Annotated in this window: 15 protein-coding genes; 10 read left to right on the top strand and 5 right to left on the bottom strand. The window is 29.4% G+C overall.

Annotation, left to right across the window (positions count from 1 at the left end; all coding sequences use genetic code 11):
- The first annotated feature begins 289 nt into the window (after positions 1-289).
- The 6 genes from ACF91D_RS04345 (at position 290) to ACF91D_RS04320 (ending at position 10,580) form a co-directional block, all read left to right on the top strand.
- The gene (locus tag ACF91D_RS04345) at positions 290-1,006 is read left to right on the top strand and encodes a D-ribitol-5-phosphate cytidylyltransferase (RefSeq protein WP_039069270.1); all 717 of its coding nucleotides are present in this window, start codon (positions 290-292) and stop codon (positions 1,004-1,006) included.
- A complete protein-coding gene (locus tag ACF91D_RS04340; RefSeq protein WP_392436553.1) occupies positions 999-2,027 on the top strand; it encodes an alcohol dehydrogenase catalytic domain-containing protein in 1,029 nt (342 codons plus the stop codon). Before ACF91D_RS04345 ends, ACF91D_RS04340 begins: the two co-directional genes overlap by 8 nt.
- Before the next feature lie 28 nt (positions 2,028-2,055).
- Complete coding sequence (gene tarL / locus ACF91D_RS04335; RefSeq protein WP_327620972.1) at positions 2,056-3,744, top strand: teichoic acid ribitol-phosphate polymerase TarL; 1,689 nt, start codon at positions 2,056-2,058, stop codon at positions 3,742-3,744.
- 75 nt (positions 3,745-3,819) lie between these two features.
- A complete protein-coding gene (locus ACF91D_RS04330; RefSeq protein WP_202847876.1) occupies positions 3,820-4,092 on the top strand; it encodes a hypothetical protein in 273 nt (90 codons plus the stop codon).
- Positions 4,093-4,430: 338 nt separating this feature from the next.
- Positions 4,431-9,260 carry a CDP-glycerol glycerophosphotransferase family protein gene (locus ACF91D_RS04325; RefSeq protein ID WP_327620971.1) on the top strand — a complete coding sequence of 1,610 codons (4,830 nt, stop codon included), beginning with the start codon at positions 4,431-4,433 and terminating at the stop codon, positions 9,258-9,260.
- A 261-nt stretch (positions 9,261-9,521) separates the two neighbouring features.
- Positions 9,522-10,580 carry an acyltransferase family protein gene (locus ACF91D_RS04320; protein WP_327620970.1) on the top strand — a complete coding sequence of 353 codons (1,059 nt, stop codon included), beginning with the start codon at positions 9,522-9,524 and terminating at the stop codon, positions 10,578-10,580.
- Between the two features lie 304 nt (positions 10,581-10,884).
- Here the strand turns inward: ACF91D_RS04320 and ACF91D_RS04315 are convergent, their stop codons facing one another.
- From ACF91D_RS04315 to cidR, 4 genes are all read right to left on the bottom strand, one after another.
- A complete protein-coding gene (locus ACF91D_RS04315) occupies positions 10,885-11,088 on the bottom strand; it encodes a hypothetical protein (RefSeq protein ID WP_039067204.1) in 204 nt (67 codons plus the stop codon).
- A 34-nt stretch (positions 11,089-11,122) separates the two neighbouring features.
- Positions 11,123-11,497 carry a hypothetical protein gene (locus ACF91D_RS04310; protein ID WP_101050699.1) on the bottom strand — a complete coding sequence of 125 codons (375 nt, stop codon included), beginning with the start codon at positions 11,495-11,497 and terminating at the stop codon, positions 11,123-11,125.
- Entirely contained in the window at positions 11,494-12,030 is a 537-nt protein-coding gene (locus ACF91D_RS04305) for an acyl-CoA thioesterase (RefSeq protein ID WP_039067201.1), read from the bottom strand. The genes ACF91D_RS04310 and ACF91D_RS04305 overlap by 4 nt, the downstream gene beginning before the upstream one ends.
- A gap of 112 nt (positions 12,031-12,142) precedes the next feature.
- Positions 12,143-13,030, bottom strand: a complete 888-nt coding sequence (gene cidR / locus ACF91D_RS04300) for a cidABC operon transcriptional activator CidR (RefSeq protein WP_039067200.1) — start codon at positions 13,028-13,030, stop codon at positions 12,143-12,145.
- A 210-nt stretch (positions 13,031-13,240) separates the two neighbouring features.
- Here cidR and ACF91D_RS04295 point away from each other — a divergent pair, with 210 nt between their 5' ends.
- The 3 genes from ACF91D_RS04295 (at position 13,241) to ACF91D_RS04285 (ending at position 17,009) form a co-directional block, all read left to right on the top strand.
- Entirely contained in the window at positions 13,241-14,041 is an 801-nt protein-coding gene (locus ACF91D_RS04295; protein ID WP_039067199.1) for a Cof-type HAD-IIB family hydrolase, read from the top strand.
- A 165-nt stretch (positions 14,042-14,206) separates the two neighbouring features.
- Positions 14,207-15,586 carry an MFS transporter gene (locus ACF91D_RS04290; RefSeq protein WP_039067198.1) on the top strand — a complete coding sequence of 460 codons (1,380 nt, stop codon included), beginning with the start codon at positions 14,207-14,209 and terminating at the stop codon, positions 15,584-15,586.
- Between the two features lie 361 nt (positions 15,587-15,947).
- Positions 15,948-17,009: an acyltransferase gene (locus ACF91D_RS04285; protein WP_069792656.1), complete on the top strand. Its 1,062-nt coding sequence runs from the start codon at positions 15,948-15,950 to the stop codon at positions 17,007-17,009.
- Positions 17,010-17,172: 163 nt separating this feature from the next.
- On the opposite strand, the gene ACF91D_RS04280 is transcribed toward ACF91D_RS04285, so the two are convergent.
- Positions 17,173-17,760 (bottom strand): TetR/AcrR family transcriptional regulator, encoded by a 588-nt coding sequence (locus ACF91D_RS04280; RefSeq protein ID WP_039067195.1) that lies wholly within the window; start codon positions 17,758-17,760, stop codon positions 17,173-17,175.
- A 166-nt stretch (positions 17,761-17,926) separates the two neighbouring features.
- Here ACF91D_RS04280 and ACF91D_RS04275 point away from each other — a divergent pair, with 166 nt between their 5' ends.
- Positions 17,927-19,615, top strand: coding sequence for a CocE/NonD family hydrolase (locus ACF91D_RS04275; protein ID WP_039067194.1), 1,689 nt, complete (start codon positions 17,927-17,929; stop codon positions 19,613-19,615).
- The last annotated feature ends 227 nt before the right edge of the window (positions 19,616-19,842 follow it).

Genomic DNA, 19,842 nt, shown 5'->3' with positions numbered 1-19,842 from the left:
AATCAATTTATTTTGAGAAGGGGGTTAACAATATTTTGAAAAAATTACTATTGATATCATGTGTTGTTTTAGGAGTTTTGTATATAAGAAATAGAGACATAATTGATATGTACGAATATTATTCCGTAGATTCTGAATAAAATGTTTTGTAATTTGTTTGTGTTAATTTAACAGAGAAAGAGCAATTTTTAAAACCTAATTTAGAAATTACTATATGTAGAAATGTGTTTTCAAAAAATTATAGCATGCTTATTGAAGTAAATTTTTATTATAGAAAGAAGATGGATACATGATATATGCTGGTATATTGGCAGGCGGTATTGGTTCTAGAATGGGTAACGTACCACTGCCAAAACAATTTTTAGATCTAGATGGTAAACCTATATTAATTCATACAGTCGAAAAATTCTTGCTTACGAATGAATTTGATAAAATATTTATCGCGACGCCACAAAAGTGGATTTCGCATACAAAGGATACATTGCGTAAACATCAAATTAATGATGATAGAATCGAAGTGGTACAAGGTGGTTCAGATCGTAACGAAACAATTATGAATATTATAAATGAAGCTGAACAAACACACCCTATCACTGATAAAGATGTAATCGTTACACATGATGCGGTTAGACCGTTTTTAACGCATCGAATCATTAAAGAAAATATAGAAAGTGTATTAGCACATGGCGCTGTCGATACTGTAATACCGGCAACTGATACAATTATCACGTCGAATGATGGAGAACAAATACAGTCTATCCCAGTCAGAAGTGAAATGTACCAAGGACAAACACCGCAATCATTTAATGTGAATTTATTGAGAAATAGCTATAACGCATTATCTTTTGAAGATAAAGAAATAATGACAGATGCATGTAAAATTCTTGTGGTAGCTAATAAAAAAGTGAAATTAGTGATGGGAGAACTATACAACATTAAAATTACGACACCTTATGATCTTAAAGTAGCGAACTCTATCATCAAAGGTGGGATGTTGAGTGATTAACCAAGTTTATCAATTGGTAGCGCCTAGACAATTTGAAGTAACATACAATAATGAAAATATTAAAAGTGATAAAGTTGTTGTAAGACCATTATATTTATCAATTTGTGCGGCAGACCAAAGATATTATACGGGTAGTAGAAATGAACAGGTACTTAAGAAAAAATTACCGATGTCTCTAGTTCATGAAGGTGTTGGTGAAGTTGTTTATGATAACAAAGGTATATTTAAGACTGGTACAAGAGTTATTATGGTACCGAATACACCCGTAGAAACAGATGCGGTCATAGCAGAAAACTATTTACCTAGTAGTAAATTTAGATCTAGTGGATATGATGGTTTTATGCAAGATTATGTTTTTATGGATCATGATCGTGTCGTAGAAATCGACGAAAGTATAGAAGATTTAAGTACAATTGCATACTCTGAATTGGTAAGCGTGAGTTGGCATGCAATTCAAAGGTTTGAGCGTAAATCAAATGCAAATAAAAATAGCTTTGGTATTTGGGGCGATGGCAATTTAGGGTATATTACTGCAATTTTATTAAATAAACTCTACCCTAATGCGGCGATTTATATCTTTGGAAAAACAGATTACAAATTAAGTCACTTTTCTTTCGCAGATGAAATATACCATATACATGAAGTGCCTGAAGGTGTTACTTTTGACCATGCCTTTGAATGTGTAGGTGGGAAAGGAAGCCAATCAGCAGTAAACCAAATCATCGATTTGATTTCACCTGAAGGTACAGTTAGCTTACTGGGTGTAAGTGAATATCCTGTTGAAGTTAACACAAGATTAGTATTAGAAAAAGGTTTAACAATGTTTGGAAGTAGTAGAAGTGGCGCGCAAGATTTTAAGGATATTGCGAAATTCTATAAAGATCATCCAGATGTTGTGGAAAAACTAGCACTATTAAAAGGTAATGAATTTGATGTTAAGACTATTAATGACGCAGTCAATGCATTTGAAACAGATTTATCTACTTCGTGGGGCAAGACTGTTATTAAATGGACGATGTAAAAGGTTAAAAAAGGAGTGTAATAGAAGGTTGGATAATTATAAATTGACAATTGATAATATATATTGGGAAAGAATTCAACTTTTTATCGAAGGTCATACTGACTGTAATAGAATAGAAAGAAAAAAATTAGTATTACGAAATTTAACTGAAACAAAAGAAGTAGAAGCAAATGAAGTTAAAGTTGAAGGTAATCGGTTTAAGGCACGTTTTAACATTGCGATTTTAGATAATGGGAATTACTTACCCTCAGGACAATACTTATTAATTTTGAAAAAGGAATTTGAACATATTGCTCATATTAATGAAGTATTGTTAAATCCTTCACACTATGATTTGGACGACGAACAATATGAACATTATCATTCCCTTGAAACTACTAATGATAAAAATAATTTTTTACTCAAGGAATTTGAATATCAATTTAAAAAGGGAGGGAATTCAAAAAAAATAAATTATAATGTTTATCCGAAAATTTCTAAAGAAGTTAATGAATTTGTATTAGACGTCAAATTTAATATGCTTAACCCTAAAACAAATAAATTAATTGTGAAATTTAATGAGTATAAAAAAAGCTATAATACAAAGTCTTATAAATTGCGTGATTTTTTATTTAAATCTATTTTTAACACGACAAAATTTTTCCATTTGAAAAAGGGGAACACCGTCCTGTTCACGTCAGATTCAAGAGCTGAAATGTCAGGGAACTTTGAATATGTTTACAACGAGATGTTACGCCAAAATTTAGACGAAAAATATAAAATTCATGCATTGTTTAAATCTAATATTTCGGCACGTCGTAATTTTATCGATAAATTTAAATTTCCATATTTATTAGGCAAAGCAGATTATATATTTGTTGATGATTTTCATCCATTGCTCTATACAGTGAAGTTCAGAAAAAGTCAGGAAATTATTCAAGTATGGCATGCGGTTGGCGCTTTTAAAACAGTTGGTTATAGCCGAGCTGGAAAAAAAGGTGGTCCATTCTTTAATTCTGTAAACCATAGAAATTATACTAAGGCCTTTGTTTCTTCAGAAACAGATATTCCATTTTATGGTGAAGCCTTTGGTATTAAAGAACAAAATATAATTCCGACTGGTGTCCCTAGAACAGATATCTTATTTGACGAGGGATATGAACAACAAGTTACAGCTGAAATGGAGGCGGCACTACCAATCATTAAAGATAAGAAAGTGATATTATTTGCACCTACATTTAGAGGTAATGGACATCATACGGCACATTATCCATTCTTTAAAATTGATTTTGCTAGATTCGCACGATATTGTCGTGAAAATAATGCAGTAGTTTTATTTAAAATGCATCCATTTGTGAAGAATAGACTAAATATTCCTAGAGAATATGAGCAATACTTTGTGGATGTTTCTGATTTTAGAGAAGTTAATGATATTTTATTTGTTACAGATATTTTAATTAGTGATTATTCATCACTTGTTTATGAATTTGCGGTGTTTAAACGCCCGATGATTTTTTACGCATTTGACCTTGAGGATTATATTACATCACGTGATTTTTATGAGCCATATGAAACGTTTGTGCCAGGGAAAATTGTAGAGTCATTTAATGATTTAATCACAGCATTAGATAACGAAGATTTTGAAGTAGACAAAGTGGAACCATTCTTAGATAAGCACTTTAAATATCATGATGGTAGATCAAGCGAAAGAGTTGTACGTAATATTTTTGGCAGTTAGTAATATTAGTCTGTTTTCCAAAACTTTTAAAAAACTATAAATGTAGGAGTTTGAGATAAGATGAGGCAACGATTTATGGAAAGAGACTATTATAATTACAATAATAATGAGATGCTAATGTTAAACAATGAAGACTTAATTAAGAACAAAAAACTAGTTGAATCTGTTTATAAAGATTATGAAATACTAGAAGGAGAAGTAATAATTTGTGATTCGATACCCTTTTTATTTATTAATGGACATTTTATGGCAAGAATAAATAATGAGATAAAAACAACTCAAAAACTGAGTTTTATAGAAATAAATGATAATAATATATATGCATATATTAAAAAAGAGCGCTTTTAAAACAGCTTTTATCATGTTTTAAAAATATATAATAATTACGTTTATTTTGAGTGAAAATTTTTATAACGAATTTATATAATTTCTCTTTTTTAATAGGTGAACCTGAATAGGGAATTTGCTATTTTTTTAATCATAAATTCATAATGATTTCTGTGTGTATATCTAATTATACGTGTTGTTATAAGTTAATACCTTCTCTCGTATACATATCTTTAGAATGAAAAATACATTTCAAGGAATTATATTAACTACCTAAATAGTAGATTAAACAAATTATTAACAAAAAACTTTTAATATTTGATAAACAGGCATTTTATTAAATGAAATGAGGGGTTTTATTGAATGAATATATATTTATAACAAGTAGGTTGGATAAAAATCATGGTGGATTAACAGCATCTATGTTAAATAAAGTTGGTATTATAAATGATAAACTAAATATAAAACCATTAATATTAACATTTCATTTGGATTCGAAATATAGCATTATAAAAGAAGAAATTGTCCATAGATACAATTTGGATAACAAAGCTAGATTTATAAATATAAATGATTATTTTAAAAGTAAAATTACTAGTCAACAAATGGTGAAATATACATTTAAACCAGATAGTAATTTAGAAAAAATATCTATAAGTGAGAATAAAGTTGAATATTATGCTCAAAAAGAAAAAATCTATAGTGTTCAGTACTATAAGAATAAACTTAGAGAAATTAAGAAATATTCAAACGACGTAATAATTCAAAAAATGACATTAGATAACGATGAATGTTTATTCTCGGTTAATTACTATAAAGATGAATATTTAAAAAAACAAGACTTGTATAGAAAGGATCAATCTATATTTGAAAGTCGAATTTATGAAAATAAAAATGGGAGAAATGAAATAGTAAAAATCACTTTATTTGATAAAGAAATAATTGAATTTACTTCTTTTAATGAATTCAAAACATATTTTATATCTTTATTTATAAAAGAGCCCTATACATATTTAATTAGTGAGGCAAGGGGCATGGATGATGCAATATTGAGCATTAAAAATCAATATGTAAGAAAAATCTTTATGACGCATAGTATTCATATTAGACCGGGCACAGATATTGTTAGAGAAGGTAATCGAGCAGTATTAAGTAATTTGAATGAAATAGATGGCTTAGTGTTATTAACAGAATCCCAAAAGCAAGATATAACGAATCGTTTTGGGTATAGAAAAAATTACTATGTAATCCCCCATGCAATTGAAACTAAATATATTAAAAAAGAAAAAATAAAAAATAAAATAGTTATGGTATCAAGGTTGCATAAAGAAAAAAGAATAAATCAAGCTATTCAAGCATTTAAACAAGTAGTAGAAAAGAATTCTAATGCAAGACTTCATATATATGGAGAAGGTAAAGAGCGTCAAAATTTGCAAATTCTAATTAACAAACTAGGTTTAACAAATAATGTAAAACTTGAAGGTTATACACGTAATATCGACCAAGTATTACAAGAAGCAGAGTGTACATTACTTACTTCATTATATGAAGGGTTTGCATTAGTTATTCAAGAAAGCATTGCGAATGGTACGCCTGTTATTTCGTATGATATTAAGTATGGTCCTAGCGATATGATCCAAGATGGAATAAATGGTTATCTAGTAGAAGAAGGAAATGTTAATCAATTGGCTAAATTTATAAATATATATCTTTCTAAAAGTGAACAGGAGAAAAAGAAGTTCTCTGAAAATTCTTTAGAAAAATCTCAGGAGTTTTCATACGATAACTTTGTTGAGAACTGGCAAAATTTGTTTAATGAGGTTAAAACACAACAAGAAATGTATACACCATCAGTTAAATTAACTAATGTCGATTTGGAAAATGAAATTTATCAATTAACAACAAGGGTTGAGTTAAAAGCAAGCGAAAACCATCATCCAAACTTTAAGTTTTTATTTTATAAGCGTTCTTCACTACACGACAAAGAGAACAAGATTTGTACTAAACAATCTGTACAAGTAACTAAAATCAGAGATAATATTTTTGACGTTGTTGCAGAATTTAATCCTGAATTATTTGATTATAATGAAATATACGATGTGAGTTTAGAAGTTCAAGAAGATACACAACATCATATTATTCGTATAGGTAATAATAGGAATAACATAAAACTGAATAAGATGAAAATTAAATATGCACGTCCATATTTTACTAAAACTTATGATAATATTAGCTTTGATTTAAACACTTCACCTAAAAAAGGAAGAATAAATAAATTTGTAAAATATCGTGTGAAAAACAACGTGGGTAAATTAAATGGAATTTATAATGTTCCCAAAGCAATGTTACAATATAGGTTAAATAAAAATAACAAGGATAAAAAGGCTAAATATCAAAACTTGAAGGAATTACATCCAATTTTAAAAGGGTCTAAAGAATACTATTCTAATTTAACTGACTTAGCTATAGAGTTACAAAAGTGGGAAGAAGCAATTCATTATACAAATAAAGCAATTAAACATGGTTTGAAAAATGGAGCAAATATTTATTATAAAAAAGCGATGTTATATAAAAATCTAGATAATAACCAAGAAAGTATTAAATTTCTAGAAAAATATATAGAAGTCAATAAAGAAGATACAAAAGCGCTTAGTGAATTAGCAAATTTAGAGATTGAAGAAAAAGATTATAAAAAAGCTCAATGTCATCTCAATCTTATTTTATCTTACCAACCAAATAATATCGCAATCAAAACGAAGTTAAAAAATTGTCTAGAAAATACAGGAGAGTATCAAAAACTTATAGAGTTATTGGAAAATGACTTAGAAAAAGAACCGCACAATAGTAAATATTTATTAGAATTGGTAAATGCATATCGTAAAATTAATAATAACAAAAATGTAGTGAAATATTTAGAACAATATGTAAATTTAAATTCTAATGATACAGATAATATAATTCAATTAATTAATTATTTTGAAGAAATGAATGAGAAAGCTAAAGCGATTCATTACTATTCTAAATTGATAAATAACGACATAAGTTTGACAAATGAATCACTGAGCGCATATTTTTATAGAAAAGGACAACATGAGTATGATTTAAATAGGCTTGAAGATGCGAAAAATAGTTATGATAAAACAATACAGTACACTGAAGACCCACTATTAAAGAAATGGGGAATCGGTTATGTACATGAAAAAGCAAAATCTTATTCGCAAGCAATAAATGCTTATCAAGAACGATTAGAAGAGGAAAATAACAATGCAGAGCTACATTTTAAAATCGCTACACTTATAAAAAAAATAGGTAATATAGAAAAAGCAATTTACTATTTTGAAAAAGCATTAGAATTGAATAAAGTTAGATCACCTTGGTATTATCAATTAGCTTTATGTTATGAAGAAATAGAAAATCACGAAAAGGCCGCAATAGCGTATAAAAATGCAATTATAAGGCAACAAACGCATCGACCGAATAATTTTAGAAGGTTGGCGTATATATTAGAAAAAATAGGTGAAAAAGAAGCAGCATTAGAAGCATATAAAGAAGCAGAATTATTTAGAAAACCAAGTTATATGTCAAAAAGTGCTTACGAGAAGCATCTAGATTCTATCTCAGTAAGGTATGCTCAAAGCTATAATTATTATGAAATAGAAGATAATATGATTTTTTATGAAAGTATGGGCGGAGCAGGTATTGTAGGAAACCCTAGCGCTATGTTTGATTACCTTTATAATGATAAAAATTATGACGCTTTTATACACATTTGGGTAATTAATTCGTTTGATAACATCCCCGTGTATATGAGAAACAAAAGTAATATTATTTTTGTTAAGAAAAATTCAGATGCTTATTTAAAATATATTACTAAGTCAAAATATTTAATATGTAATTCGACATTCTCTGATTATTTCGTGCGAAAACCTAAACAGAAATACTTACAGACTACACATGGTATCTTTTACAAGACTGTTGGTCGCGACAGTAATGGTAGTAAAGTAGGAGTAGCGGGTAGTACAAGGAATTTGTTACAAGCGACCCATATTATTGCACCTAATCAATTTATGATAGACAAGCAAAAATCAGCTTATTCTATTGGTGGAATCCATGTAGGCGAAATTGCAAAAGTGGGTTATCCTAGAATCGATACGACATTGAATACTACTGAAACCCAAAATACTGAAATAAAAAAACGTATGAATATAGATAATGATAAAAATATTGTATTATACGCGCCGACTTGGCGGGGAGAGACAAAAGAAAGTAATGGTTTTGATATTGATAAGTTGATTTATGATTTAAAAGCACTATCTAAAATGGATGTTAATATTTTATTTAGGGGGCATAGTATTACGAAATCGTTACTTAAGGATGTAACTTTCCCGAAAAATATTATTATTCCTCCTGGAGACATCTCAACGAACCATTTGATGGGCATAGTAGATGTACTAATTTCAGATTATTCCAGCGTGTTCTTTGATTTTATTCCAACAGAAAAGCCAATCATACATTATGTATATGATATTGAAGAATACACTAATATTAGAGGTTTAAACTTAACTATAGATGAATTACCAGGTTATATTGCAGAAAATACTTCAAATTTAATCTCTTTAGTGGAATATTGTTTAAGTCATCCAGAACCGAGTTATAAATATTTGCAAGCTAAAGATAAATTCTGTCCCTATGACTATGGCGAATCAAGTAAGCATGTGGCTCAGTGGTTCTTTGAAGATAATATAAATAATGTGAATATTGTTCCAACTGACAAATATAATGAGAAAGTGTTGTATCTAATCGGTCAGTTACCAGATACTAATAACATAAATAATCTCATCACTAATATAAAGTCTACAACAGAAGAAGGGAACATTGCTTCAATTTCATTGAAAAAAAGCGTAGCGAATGATTCGATTAAAGCACATCAGATATTAGCTTTTGGTAAAGATGTAAATCTCTTGCCGCATGCAGGCCCTATGCCAAAAACATTTGAAGAAATTATAGCTATACAAGATGTTGAAAAGGGTCAAAAAATAAGAAATAGTAAAACTAAGATGTTATATGAGAAGGCTTACCAAAGAGAGAAAAGAAGGTTGTTCGGCGATATTCAATTTAACCATATTTATAATTATGAAAAGAATACACCATATTGGACAAGTCTCTATGAAACGATGAAAAATAAATGAGCATAATGTTTAACTAAAATTTACTTAGAATAAATTAAGGCAATACGTTATAACTAAAGCGTTAAAGATTTAATTTGAAGTTATTTTCTGATCTTTAAAAAAGAAGAAGATTTCGCTAAATCTTTAACGCTTTTTAAATTATTATATATGCTAAATTTTGTACTCTAGAACGTTAATAAATCACTGAATTTTCTCACAAAAATAATTTACTCTATAACCCTTGTTTTATAATGTAAAAGTAGCTCAAAGGATGGAACTAAAATGGATAAAAAAATAGAAATTACATATGCTAGAGCTTTCTTTTGTATATCTATAGTAGCTCTACACTCTTTTCCTGGGTTAATTAACGATCCACACACCACAGATTTTAGTAAATCAATTAACTCGTTTTTAAGAATTTTATTCTTATTTGCAACTCCAGCTTTTATAGTTTTATCAGAAATATTACTATCAATGCGTTATTCTGATGGATTACCTAAAGGTTTCTTTTTAAAAAGGGTTAAATTCATATTATTACCTTATTTATTGATAGGGTCTTTCTACTCATTAAATATTTATCTCAACTCCAATGAAACCAGAGGTTATTTCGATATATTTACAACCTATGTATTATATGGTAGTTGGTACGGTTGGTTTGTAATAGTCATTTTTCAATTTTATATTTTACATTTATTGTTGTATAAATTTTTAAACAAAACCAATCCGTTAATAATAATCTTTGTAACTTTTATGATTAGTTCTATTCATTCGTTTCTTGCTTATACAAATGATTCATATTTACAATGGTGGATAAACTTTCATCCTTTTTATTCAAGAACTGCTATACCGTATTGGTTGTTTTATTTTACATTCGGTTATTACCTAGGAAAAAATTATGACTATATAATGGCATTAGTAAAAAAATACATATGGTTTCTATTTGGATTATGGATTTTATCAATTGTTCCTATGTTTGTAACTTATAAATTTATGGATGTAACATATGCCCAATCCAATAGGTTTGATCTTATTTTGTACACTGTGTTTACATTCTTAATGATTTTATATGCAATGAAAGTTCTAGGAAGGTATAAATTAACCTTATTATTAGTAATTAGTGAAATATCATTTTTTATATATTTATCCCACCCATTGATGAATTCGTACTTATCTAGGGGGCTAGCTTCATTTGTACAAATACCAATATTATTTTTATTAATAATGATTTTGTTTACGTTAGGTTTTAGTTTAGGGATTGCTCTATTATTGTCCCATCTTCCTTTCTCGAAATATATTATAGGTAGAAACTCATTTAGCGATATGCTGAAAAAAAATTATTAACAATTATAGGAAAAAGTATATTCATATAAAATTTTAATTGTTTAGAATGGAACAATTTTTTATATTTATAATATGTCATTTAATCTGCATATCGTTTTTATTTAAATGGTTTATTTGTCGCTCTCTTACTTTCTATAATTAGTCAATTCTTACATTATCCAATGATTCATTATTGGAATCAAGAATCAAAATGCTAGGATAAGGGATACAGCGTTTTGATTCTGAGTTTTAATTACTATTGATGATTTACGGGGCAGGAAGTGATGTTGTATTATCAGAATAATTGTATTACCCATGATTTATGCTAACAACTATGACTTACTAAATTTTTGGCTTTTATAAAGTAATTTGTTTTATATGATTCTGTTAATAGTTGACCATCATTGGAAACATAAGAATAATTTTCGTCTAATGTTGCAACTTCTGTTGGAAATAACCAATATAGTTTACCTGCTATAAAGGATTTATTATTTTTGACACATACATATCTACACTCGGATATGCTCATTAAAGTACACCTCATTTTTAACAGCTTGTTCTAATTATTTAATAATCGTATTGTGGAATACGAAGCTAGGTTCAGCGCCTAAAATAATGAGAAATACTTGTGAATAAGCTATATCTTGAAATTTTTGTATCATACCATAGAAATCATTAAATGCTTCATTACTTTTTACTTTTTCAACTTCTTGTTCATATAAACTCAAAACAGAATCCCTAATTAAAGTGGGTCTATTTTCTTGAATAACATATGAGTCTTCTGAAAACATAAGTAGTCCTAAATATTTATAATGTATACTCAGTTGTCTAGTTAAACTGGCAATATATTCTAATTTTAAGTAGAGTTCAGGTGAATGAACTTGTAATTGAGACAGATTCGTTTTAATTTGTTGTAGTTTTTCCATTTCGCTTATCATTTATTTACAACCTCCAATGCCCACGGCTTAACTGTATTAAGTGACTGAATAAGATGTTTACTTTGTTGACGTCTATTCTTTCGCATGTTTGCTCTATCTTCTCCATGCATATACAATAATTTTTCTTCATGTGTTTGAGGCGTGATATTTGCTACTTTGATTGGTTTTTTATGTTCATCTAAGGCAACAAATGTTAAAAAGGCGACTGCAGCTATTTTTCGTTCAGCGGTTATCATATCTTCTGCAATTACTTTACAAAATATTTCCATTGATTTTTCACCTGTGTAAGCCACGTAAGATTCAATGCAAACAGAGTCTAATTGAGTAATTGGATGTAAAAATTCAATAGAATCTGTAGATGCCGTCACACATTCTTTAACCCGAGCATGTCTTCGTGCTGATAAAGTAGCGTTATTATCAATTTTCTTCATCAATACGCCACCAAATAAAGTATTATAATTATTTAAATCATTAATTAATACTTGATCAGTACTAATGATTTTACTGTCGTTCGGATACTTATAATTTTCCATAACTTATCTCCCATTTCTATTATTTATTACAAATTAAATTATAGGAGGAGCAGTTATAACTATAAAATATCTATAATTTATAAAGGTATAAAATCTACAAATGCCTTAATGTTTAATCATTCAATAAAAAGTTTTCTTGTATAAATTTAATCCAATTTTTGGTAAGCGAATCGACTATAGTATCTTTTCTCCAAATAAGTGCCAATTCCCATTTCATCGATGCTTCATTGATATTTATAGCTGTTAAATCAGAGTCTAATAATTCTAAAATTCCTTCTGGTAGTACACAAATGCCCATATTATTTAAAAGCATTTCTCCAATAAAACTCCATTGCGTTGTTTCAAAAATAACGTTTGGATTAAATCCATGATTTCTACAAATATTAATAATTTTATCGTTTAGGTAAAAGTCAGAATTAAATAAAATAAACTCTTCGTTTACTAAATCTTCTATATCTATCAAATTCTTATCAGCAAGTTTGTGGTTTTTATGAACCACGAGTTTTAAAGATTCCTCTAAAAATGAAAAAGTACTAAAAATTTTAGTGTCAGTAGGTAAAACGGTGATGCCCATGTCCAAATCCCCATAATAAATATCATTTTCAATTTTTTTACTTCCGTTTTCAAAAAGTTGAAAAGTTACATTTGGATATGATTCATGAAAGCGAGAAATTAAATTAATTAATTTTCGTATATTAATAATAGTAGGTATACCTATTTTTAAATGGCCGGATTTCATTTCAAGTAAATTACTTAAATCGTTAGGAATATTGTCATACATTTTTAGCATCTCTTTACATTGAAAGAAAAATGCTTCGCCGGCGTCTGTTAGGTAAATTTGGTTTTTAAATCTATGAAATAATGTAACATTTAATTCATCTTCTAATAATTTGATTGTATTGCTAATAGTGGGCTGCGTAATAAACAGTTTTGACGCTGCCTTAGTCATGCTTTTTAAATTAACCACTTCCACGAAGTATTTCATATGTCTGAGCTCCATAATATTTGCTCCCCTTAAATAAAAGCGTTATTTGTATGATTTTTTCATAATAAATTTATATATTTATTATATATCAACTATTAGTATGGTAAAAGTTGTCTATTTTTTCACTTAATAATAGAATGCTTGTTTTATAGAATGTAAATATTGTTTTTTTTGCTAATTAATAGATACAATTAGTATAAATATCAAGCATAGGGGGATGTTAGAGTGAATATTAAGCTTATTGTTGCAGATATGGATGGTACTTTTTTAAATAGTGATAGCCAATTTAATAGTGAATCTTTTCAATTATTAAAAGAAAATTGTGAAGAACATCAAATTCGCTTTGTATTTTGTACTGGAAAACAATGTGAGCGTGTTGAAAGTATTATCGGGGAGTTGTCCAAAGATACATTTATTGTTGGAGATAGTGCAACGAGGATTAAATATAATGGGGACTTTATTTATAATGCTAAAATTGAAAATAAAAAAGGGAAAGAAATTATACAAACAATACAAGATATTGACCAAACACAAACCGTATTAGGTTGTACTGAAAAGGGCGCTTATGTATTAAATCATATTCCAGAAATTGAAAAGAAAATTGTGCATGGATCATTTCAAAACGTAACATATATCAATGATTTCTCTGAAGTTGAAGATGATTTCTTGAAAATTTCAGTTCATGATGCTACGGGAAATTGTAAGACTACTGCTAGCCAAATAAAACATTATGAATCAGAAGTATATATTATAGCTTCTGATGATGAGTGGATTGATATTGCAGATTTAGGCGTCAACAAAGGTACAACAATTCGTCGAATACAACGGTTACTTCAAATTAGTCCTGCAGAAACAATAGCATTTGGAGATGGTTTAAATGACATTGATTTGTTTAAAGCGGCTAAATATAAAGTAGCGATGGACAATGCATATCCAGAATTGAAGGAAGAGGCTAACTTAATAGCAAAAAATAATGATGAAGATGGTGTAGTGCAAACACTTAATTTATTATTAGGCTTTAAATAAGTTGAAAATATAAAAATACTGCTAAAAATTAACTGAAAACTTTATAATGCTCACGATAATTCGTTGTTTATGTGATATTATCAGTTAGGAGTAGAATGAGGAGAGATTTTTAAGAAACTTTCGTTGTTCTAGCTTTATTATTGATATTAGGAGGCATTTTACATCATGAGCACAAGCGAACATTCACGCTCTGGCAATAAATTGATTTTAGCAATTGTATTAAGTGTATTAACGTATTGGCTATTTGCCCAATCGTTTATAAATATATCAACACCGGTTCAACAGACTTATCATACTACTCCAGGAATTTTAAATTTATCTGTGAGTATCACTTCTTTTGCAACGGGTATTTTTATGGTGGGTGCGGGTGATATATCAGATAAAATTGGCCGCTTAAAAATGACTTATATTGGCATTATTTTAAGTATTATAGGGTCACTATTGATTATTATTTCTGATATTACAGCATTACTACTTATTGGTAGAATTTTGCAAGGGGTCTCTGCGGCTATATTATTACCTTCAACGGTTGGCGTGTTCAATGACCAATTTAATGGTAAAGCATTACGTAGAGCGTTCAGTTACTTAATGATTGCTAGTGTGGGTGGCATAGGTTTGGCCTCCATGGTTGGAGGATTGATCGCTACATATATTAATTGGCAATCTAACTTTATACTGTCTATCATTATTGCAATTATTGCATTTGTATTATTATTTGGCACGAAAGAAGAAGCTAAGGAAGTTATAGACAAACGGCCTTTCGATTATGTAGGTATGTTAATATTTGCGGTGCTTATAGGCAGTATTACTTTATTTGCAACACAAGGCTTTGAACAAGGCTGGACAAGTGCTTTTTCAATGATTTGCTTAAGTATTTTTGTTATTTCAACAATTATATTTTATTTCTTTGAGCGTCGTAAACACTTACCTTTTATAGATTTTGAGTTATTTCGAAATCGCGGTTTAATGGGTTCATCTGTAGTTAATTTTGTTTTAAACTCAGCTGTAGGTATTACAACTGTATTTAATATGTACGCCCAAACTGAACTAGGGTTAAGTTCGTTCCAGTCTGGATTAGTAACGGTGCCTTACGTAATTATGGCAATTTTAATGGTTCGTTTAGGTGAGAAAATTTCGATGAAGCATGGTGGAAAACCAATGTTACTATTAGGGCCAGCTTTTCCTGCTATTGGTATTATATTCATTAGTTTAACGACTTTACCGTCTGAATGGTATATTGCAGCAGTCACGTTTGGTTTTGTCATTTGCGCAATCGGTAATGGTTTATGTGCGACACCTGGTTTAACTGTTGCAATATTAACTATTCCTGATGAAAAGGTAGGTCTTGCTTCAGGCCTTTATAAAATGAGCGCTACTTTAGGCGGCGCCTTTGGTATAGCGATGTACACGACTATTTTCGCAGCTTTACAAGTATCAAATAGTGCTAGTGTAGCAGCGGCTTGGTCAATGATTACAGGTATATCTCTGATGATTATAGGCATCATTGTAGCGCAAATCATTATTCCCAAAAATATAAAAGCATAATGCATCACGAAAAATTAAATATATAGTAATTATCTAGCCAATACTATGAGGGCGGGTTAAGAAATCGATTTAAAAATTTTGGTTTCTATCCCGCCCTCTTGTTATTAAAATTATTCAATTATATTAACAGTAAATAAGATAAAGTGCACCCTATAGTTTGAAAATTATAAAAGAGTTACTTATATAGATGGACAATGTTATGAACATAAACATATCTTGATTACTTTCAGACAAATTATATAGATTTTGAATTATAATTATACATTAGTTGTATTTTAAATTTATAATACATGTTATCATCAATTAATTGTGATTATATTAAATTTACAAAATGCTTATAACAAATTTAGAGGTGCAATTTATGAAATACTATGGAGAAATCCCTGTCATAAGAGCTATAGCAACGATGTTAGTGCTTTGTATACATTTAACTGCACAATTATATAATTCCAATGGAGTTATCGTTGATCCAATTTTATCTTATTTTAACCAAATAGCAAGACTAGGGACGCCTATTTTTGCAGTAATTAGTGCGTTTTTACTTACAAGCTCAACACTAAAGCGTGAGTTTGAATTACCTTATTTTATTAAATCTAGATTCACAAAAATTTTAATACCCTATATACTTTGGACTACTTTATATATCATATTGAGAATGGTTTTATCAAATACATATTATCCAGCAGGAACACCAATAATTAAGTATTATCTTTTAGGGACGGCAGAAATTCATTTGTACTTTATTTTAGTAGTGATTCAATTTTATGTATTATTTCCTTTTGTACATAAACTGAAAAAAGGAGCGCCACTTATTATTGCATATATAATAGGAACGCTTATTAATGTGCTTTGGTTAAACTATGGTAGTGACACAGTTACTTTGCATAGTGAGATGTTGAATACGTTTGTTAATAGTAAAGCATTTATCTTAAATTGGATATCCTTCTTTTTCCTCGGTATCGGCTATGCTAAGTATTATAAGGAAATTAATGATATTGTTTTGAAATATAAAATATATTTTAAAATCATTGGAATACTACTATTTATCGATTTAATTATTAAAATTGATATTACAAATTTATATGGTTCGACAAATGTTGCTAATGTCGTATATATACCAATTTTTCTTGCTTTATTAATCATATTTTATAATCATGTTAAAAATCATACATTGCTAACTCAAACTCTAACGGTTATAGGTAATTATTCAATGGGAATTTATTTAATTCACGTTTTTATAATCATGGTATACAGACAAACTCCATTTGTTGATATCGTGAATAATCCATCTACATTTGTGGTTTCATATATTATTGTATTATGTGTTTCAGTATTATCGATTTATTTAATAAGTAAATTACCTTTTTCCAGTTTCATTGTTCCTATTCCATCTAAAAGGGCAATTGTTAATAAAAAAGACTGAGAGAAATATTAAACTGCCTCAGTCAACTAGACAACTAAATAATTAAAACAACTTAATGGTCACATTCATAGTTATGCTATGGATGTGACCATTTTAATGTTATTCGATTGGTAAAGTAATAGTGATAAATTAAAAATATTAGAAATTTAAAACATAGACACTTTTAAACTGATTTTTTAACAACGCCTATTGTTCCCTCCGTCACAATATTATAAAAATGATGAATAAAATCCTCTTTTTTAATTCTTTTCTCATCTTGAACCCAATGTTTCAATAGTGCAATTCCTGCTCCAGAAACATAACTCATAAAATAGTCGAAAGGCATGTCTCCTATTTTATTGTCTTTACTTTTATATGTGCTGAGATGATTTTGAATAAGCATATGTAACTTCTCTTGCAACATTGAAGCCTTTCCAATACTAAACATTGTTTTGTAGAACCCTATATTTGCATCAATGTGTTCAATCAAATAAGTCATAATACTTTTAACCATATAAGCTGGACTGTTTTCTCCAATAACTTTATGTTGTTGATTTATAAATGTTTGAAGTTCATCAATTTTTTCATTTTCCATAGTGTCTAATAAATCATATTTATCTACATAATAAGCATAAAAAGTACCACGATTTATATCTGCCAAATCAGCAAGCTGCTGTACAGTGATATTTTCAAAGGAAACTGTTTTTAACAGTTCTAAAAAATTTATTTTAATTGTTTGTTGAGACTTACGTATTCTACGGTCTTGAGCCATAAGTGTGTTCCTCCTTTAATATGCTCTTTTAGACAACAATATTATCCAGACTGTTGTTTTTCAAACAGTTATCATATACTTGCTTGTTGTTTATTACTTGTTATGAATATAAGGTAAAAGTGTATTAGAAAACAAGTAATTATTCTAAACAGAAGGAATGATTTAAATGACTAAACAAATGCTAGGTAATTCAAAATTAACTGCGACTCCAATAGAAGATATTAAAGAAGGTACAAATCATATCGTTGTTGATAGTATTCAGTATGGTAATCAAGAAATGATTATGGAAAAAGATATTGCTGTGCCCATGTCAGATGGTGCAGAATTATATGTTAACGTCATTCGTCCAAATAAAGAAGGTACATTCCCAGTCGTAATTTCTGCGGACACATACGGTAAAGATAATAAACCAAAAATTACTAATATGGGCGCAATATGGCCGACATTAGGAGCATTACCAACCTCAAGTATCACGCCTGAGGAATCACCAGATCCTGGTTTCTGGGTTCCCAATGATTATGTAGTTGTTAAAGTTGCGCTACGCGGTAGCTCTAAATCAAAAGGATCTTTATACCCTTGGGGTCTTTCAGAAGCAAAAGACTACGCCGAAGTAATTGAATGGGCTGGCCAACAACCATGGAGTAACGGTAACGTTGGTACAAATGGTGTTTCTTATTTAGCAGTTACACAATGGTGGGTAGCTTCATTAAATCCTACTCATCTTAAAGCAATGATTCCTTGGGAAGGCTTAAATGATATGTATCGTGAAGTAGCTTTTCATGGTGGGATTCCTGATACAGGATTTTATAGATTTTGGTATGAAGGTCTTATCAATAGATGGCCAGATTCAGATATTGAAGATTTAAAAGGTGCTCAAAAAAATCATCCTCTTTTCGATGATTATTGGAAAGGCAAACAAGCAAACCTTTCAGCTATTAAAGTGCCGATGTTCGTATGTGCAAGTTGGTCTACACAAGGATTGCATAATCGAGGAACATTTGAAGGCTTTAAACAAGCTTCCTCCAAAGATAAATGGCTTAAAATACATGGGCGTAAAGAATGGGAAACTTACTATGCACGTGAATCTCTTGAACAACAAAAAGATTTCTTTGACTATTACCTCAAAGGTATCGACAACGATTGGCAAGATACCCCTAAAGTGAGCTACGAAGTCAGAGGTAAATTCTATCAAGGTTATACAAAATATGCGACTGATTTTCCATTACCAAATACAACTGCAACAGCTTTATATTTAGATGGTCAAACAATGTCACTTAATACTGAAAAACCTCAAGATACAGCTAAAGTTTCATACGATAGTGAAGTCGAAAACAAAGACGAAGTAAGATTCAGCACAGTATTTGACCAAGACACAGAACTTACAGGCAATATGAAATTGAAGCTATGGGTTTCAGCAGATGAAACAGACGACATGGATTTATTTGTAGGTATTAAAAAATTAAATCGCCAAGACGAAGAAGTACATTTCCCTGATTTTAATCATATTGAAGATGGGCAAGTTGCGACAGGTTGGTTACGTGTCTCTCACCGTGAATTAGATCAAGATAAATCTAAACCACTACAACCATGGCATACACATGAAAGCGAAGATAAACTTAATAAAGAAGAAATCGTACCTGTAGAAGTGGAAATTTTACCTTCTGGTACATTATTCAAACAAGGTGAAAGTATTCAAGTCGTTGTTAAAGCAAGCGAAGTTGTTAAAGGCAATAGTACACCTGGCCTCAAAACACGTTATGAACATAATGAAACAGTAAATAAAGGTATACACAACATTTACACAGGCGGGGTCTATGATTCACACATACTTGTGCCAGTGATAGATAATAACTAATATTTATAACTATATTTGATGCTGATAAATAAAGTTAAAATACTACAAAAACTTAACAATGTTGTTAAGTACTATTTATCGCTTCAAATGTGGGTTAATTCACAGGGTTGCTAATAATATACAGTACATCGGTTATATTATGAAAGTTAAATGCAATTTTAGACAGTGGGAAAAGAGTATTAAGTATATGAAAGGGAAATATCATATAGGTAACTTATTAAGTAGTG

The sequence above is a fragment of the Staphylococcus sp. 231237_7MaSpsaltlick genome (genome assembly GCF_043107035.1).
Note: the sequence above shows the minus strand (reverse complement) of the source record. Positions and strands in the feature narration are given on the sequence as shown.

Bases quoted from the DNA above. Each gene is read 5' to 3' on its own strand.
- cidR (WP_039067200.1), bottom strand. From the start codon at position 13,030: ATGGAGCTCAGACATATGAAATACTTCGTGGAAGTGGTTAATTTAAAA.
- ACF91D_RS04280 (WP_039067195.1), bottom strand. From the start codon at position 17,760: ATGGCTCAAGACCGTAGAATACGTAAGTCTCAACAAACAATTAAAATA.
- ACF91D_RS04275 (WP_039067194.1), top strand. From the start codon at position 17,927: ATGACTAAACAAATGCTAGGTAATTCAAAATTAACTGCGACTCCAATA.
- ACF91D_RS04310 (WP_101050699.1), bottom strand. From the start codon at position 11,497: ATGATAAGCGAAATGGAAAAACTACAACAAATTAAAACGAATCTGTCT.
- ACF91D_RS04285 (WP_069792656.1), top strand. From the start codon at position 15,948: ATGAAATACTATGGAGAAATCCCTGTCATAAGAGCTATAGCAACGATG.
- ACF91D_RS04290 (WP_039067198.1), top strand. From the start codon at position 14,207: ATGAGCACAAGCGAACATTCACGCTCTGGCAATAAATTGATTTTAGCA.
- ACF91D_RS04315 (WP_039067204.1), bottom strand. From the start codon at position 11,088: ATGAGCATATCCGAGTGTAGATATGTATGTGTCAAAAATAATAAATCC.
- ACF91D_RS04320 (WP_327620970.1), top strand. From the start codon at position 9,522: ATGGATAAAAAAATAGAAATTACATATGCTAGAGCTTTCTTTTGTATA.
- ACF91D_RS04305 (WP_039067201.1), bottom strand. From the start codon at position 12,030: ATGGAAAATTATAAGTATCCGAACGACAGTAAAATCATTAGTACTGAT.
- ACF91D_RS04345 (WP_039069270.1), top strand. From the start codon at position 290: ATGATATATGCTGGTATATTGGCAGGCGGTATTGGTTCTAGAATGGGT.
- ACF91D_RS04330 (WP_202847876.1), top strand. From the start codon at position 3,820: ATGGAAAGAGACTATTATAATTACAATAATAATGAGATGCTAATGTTA.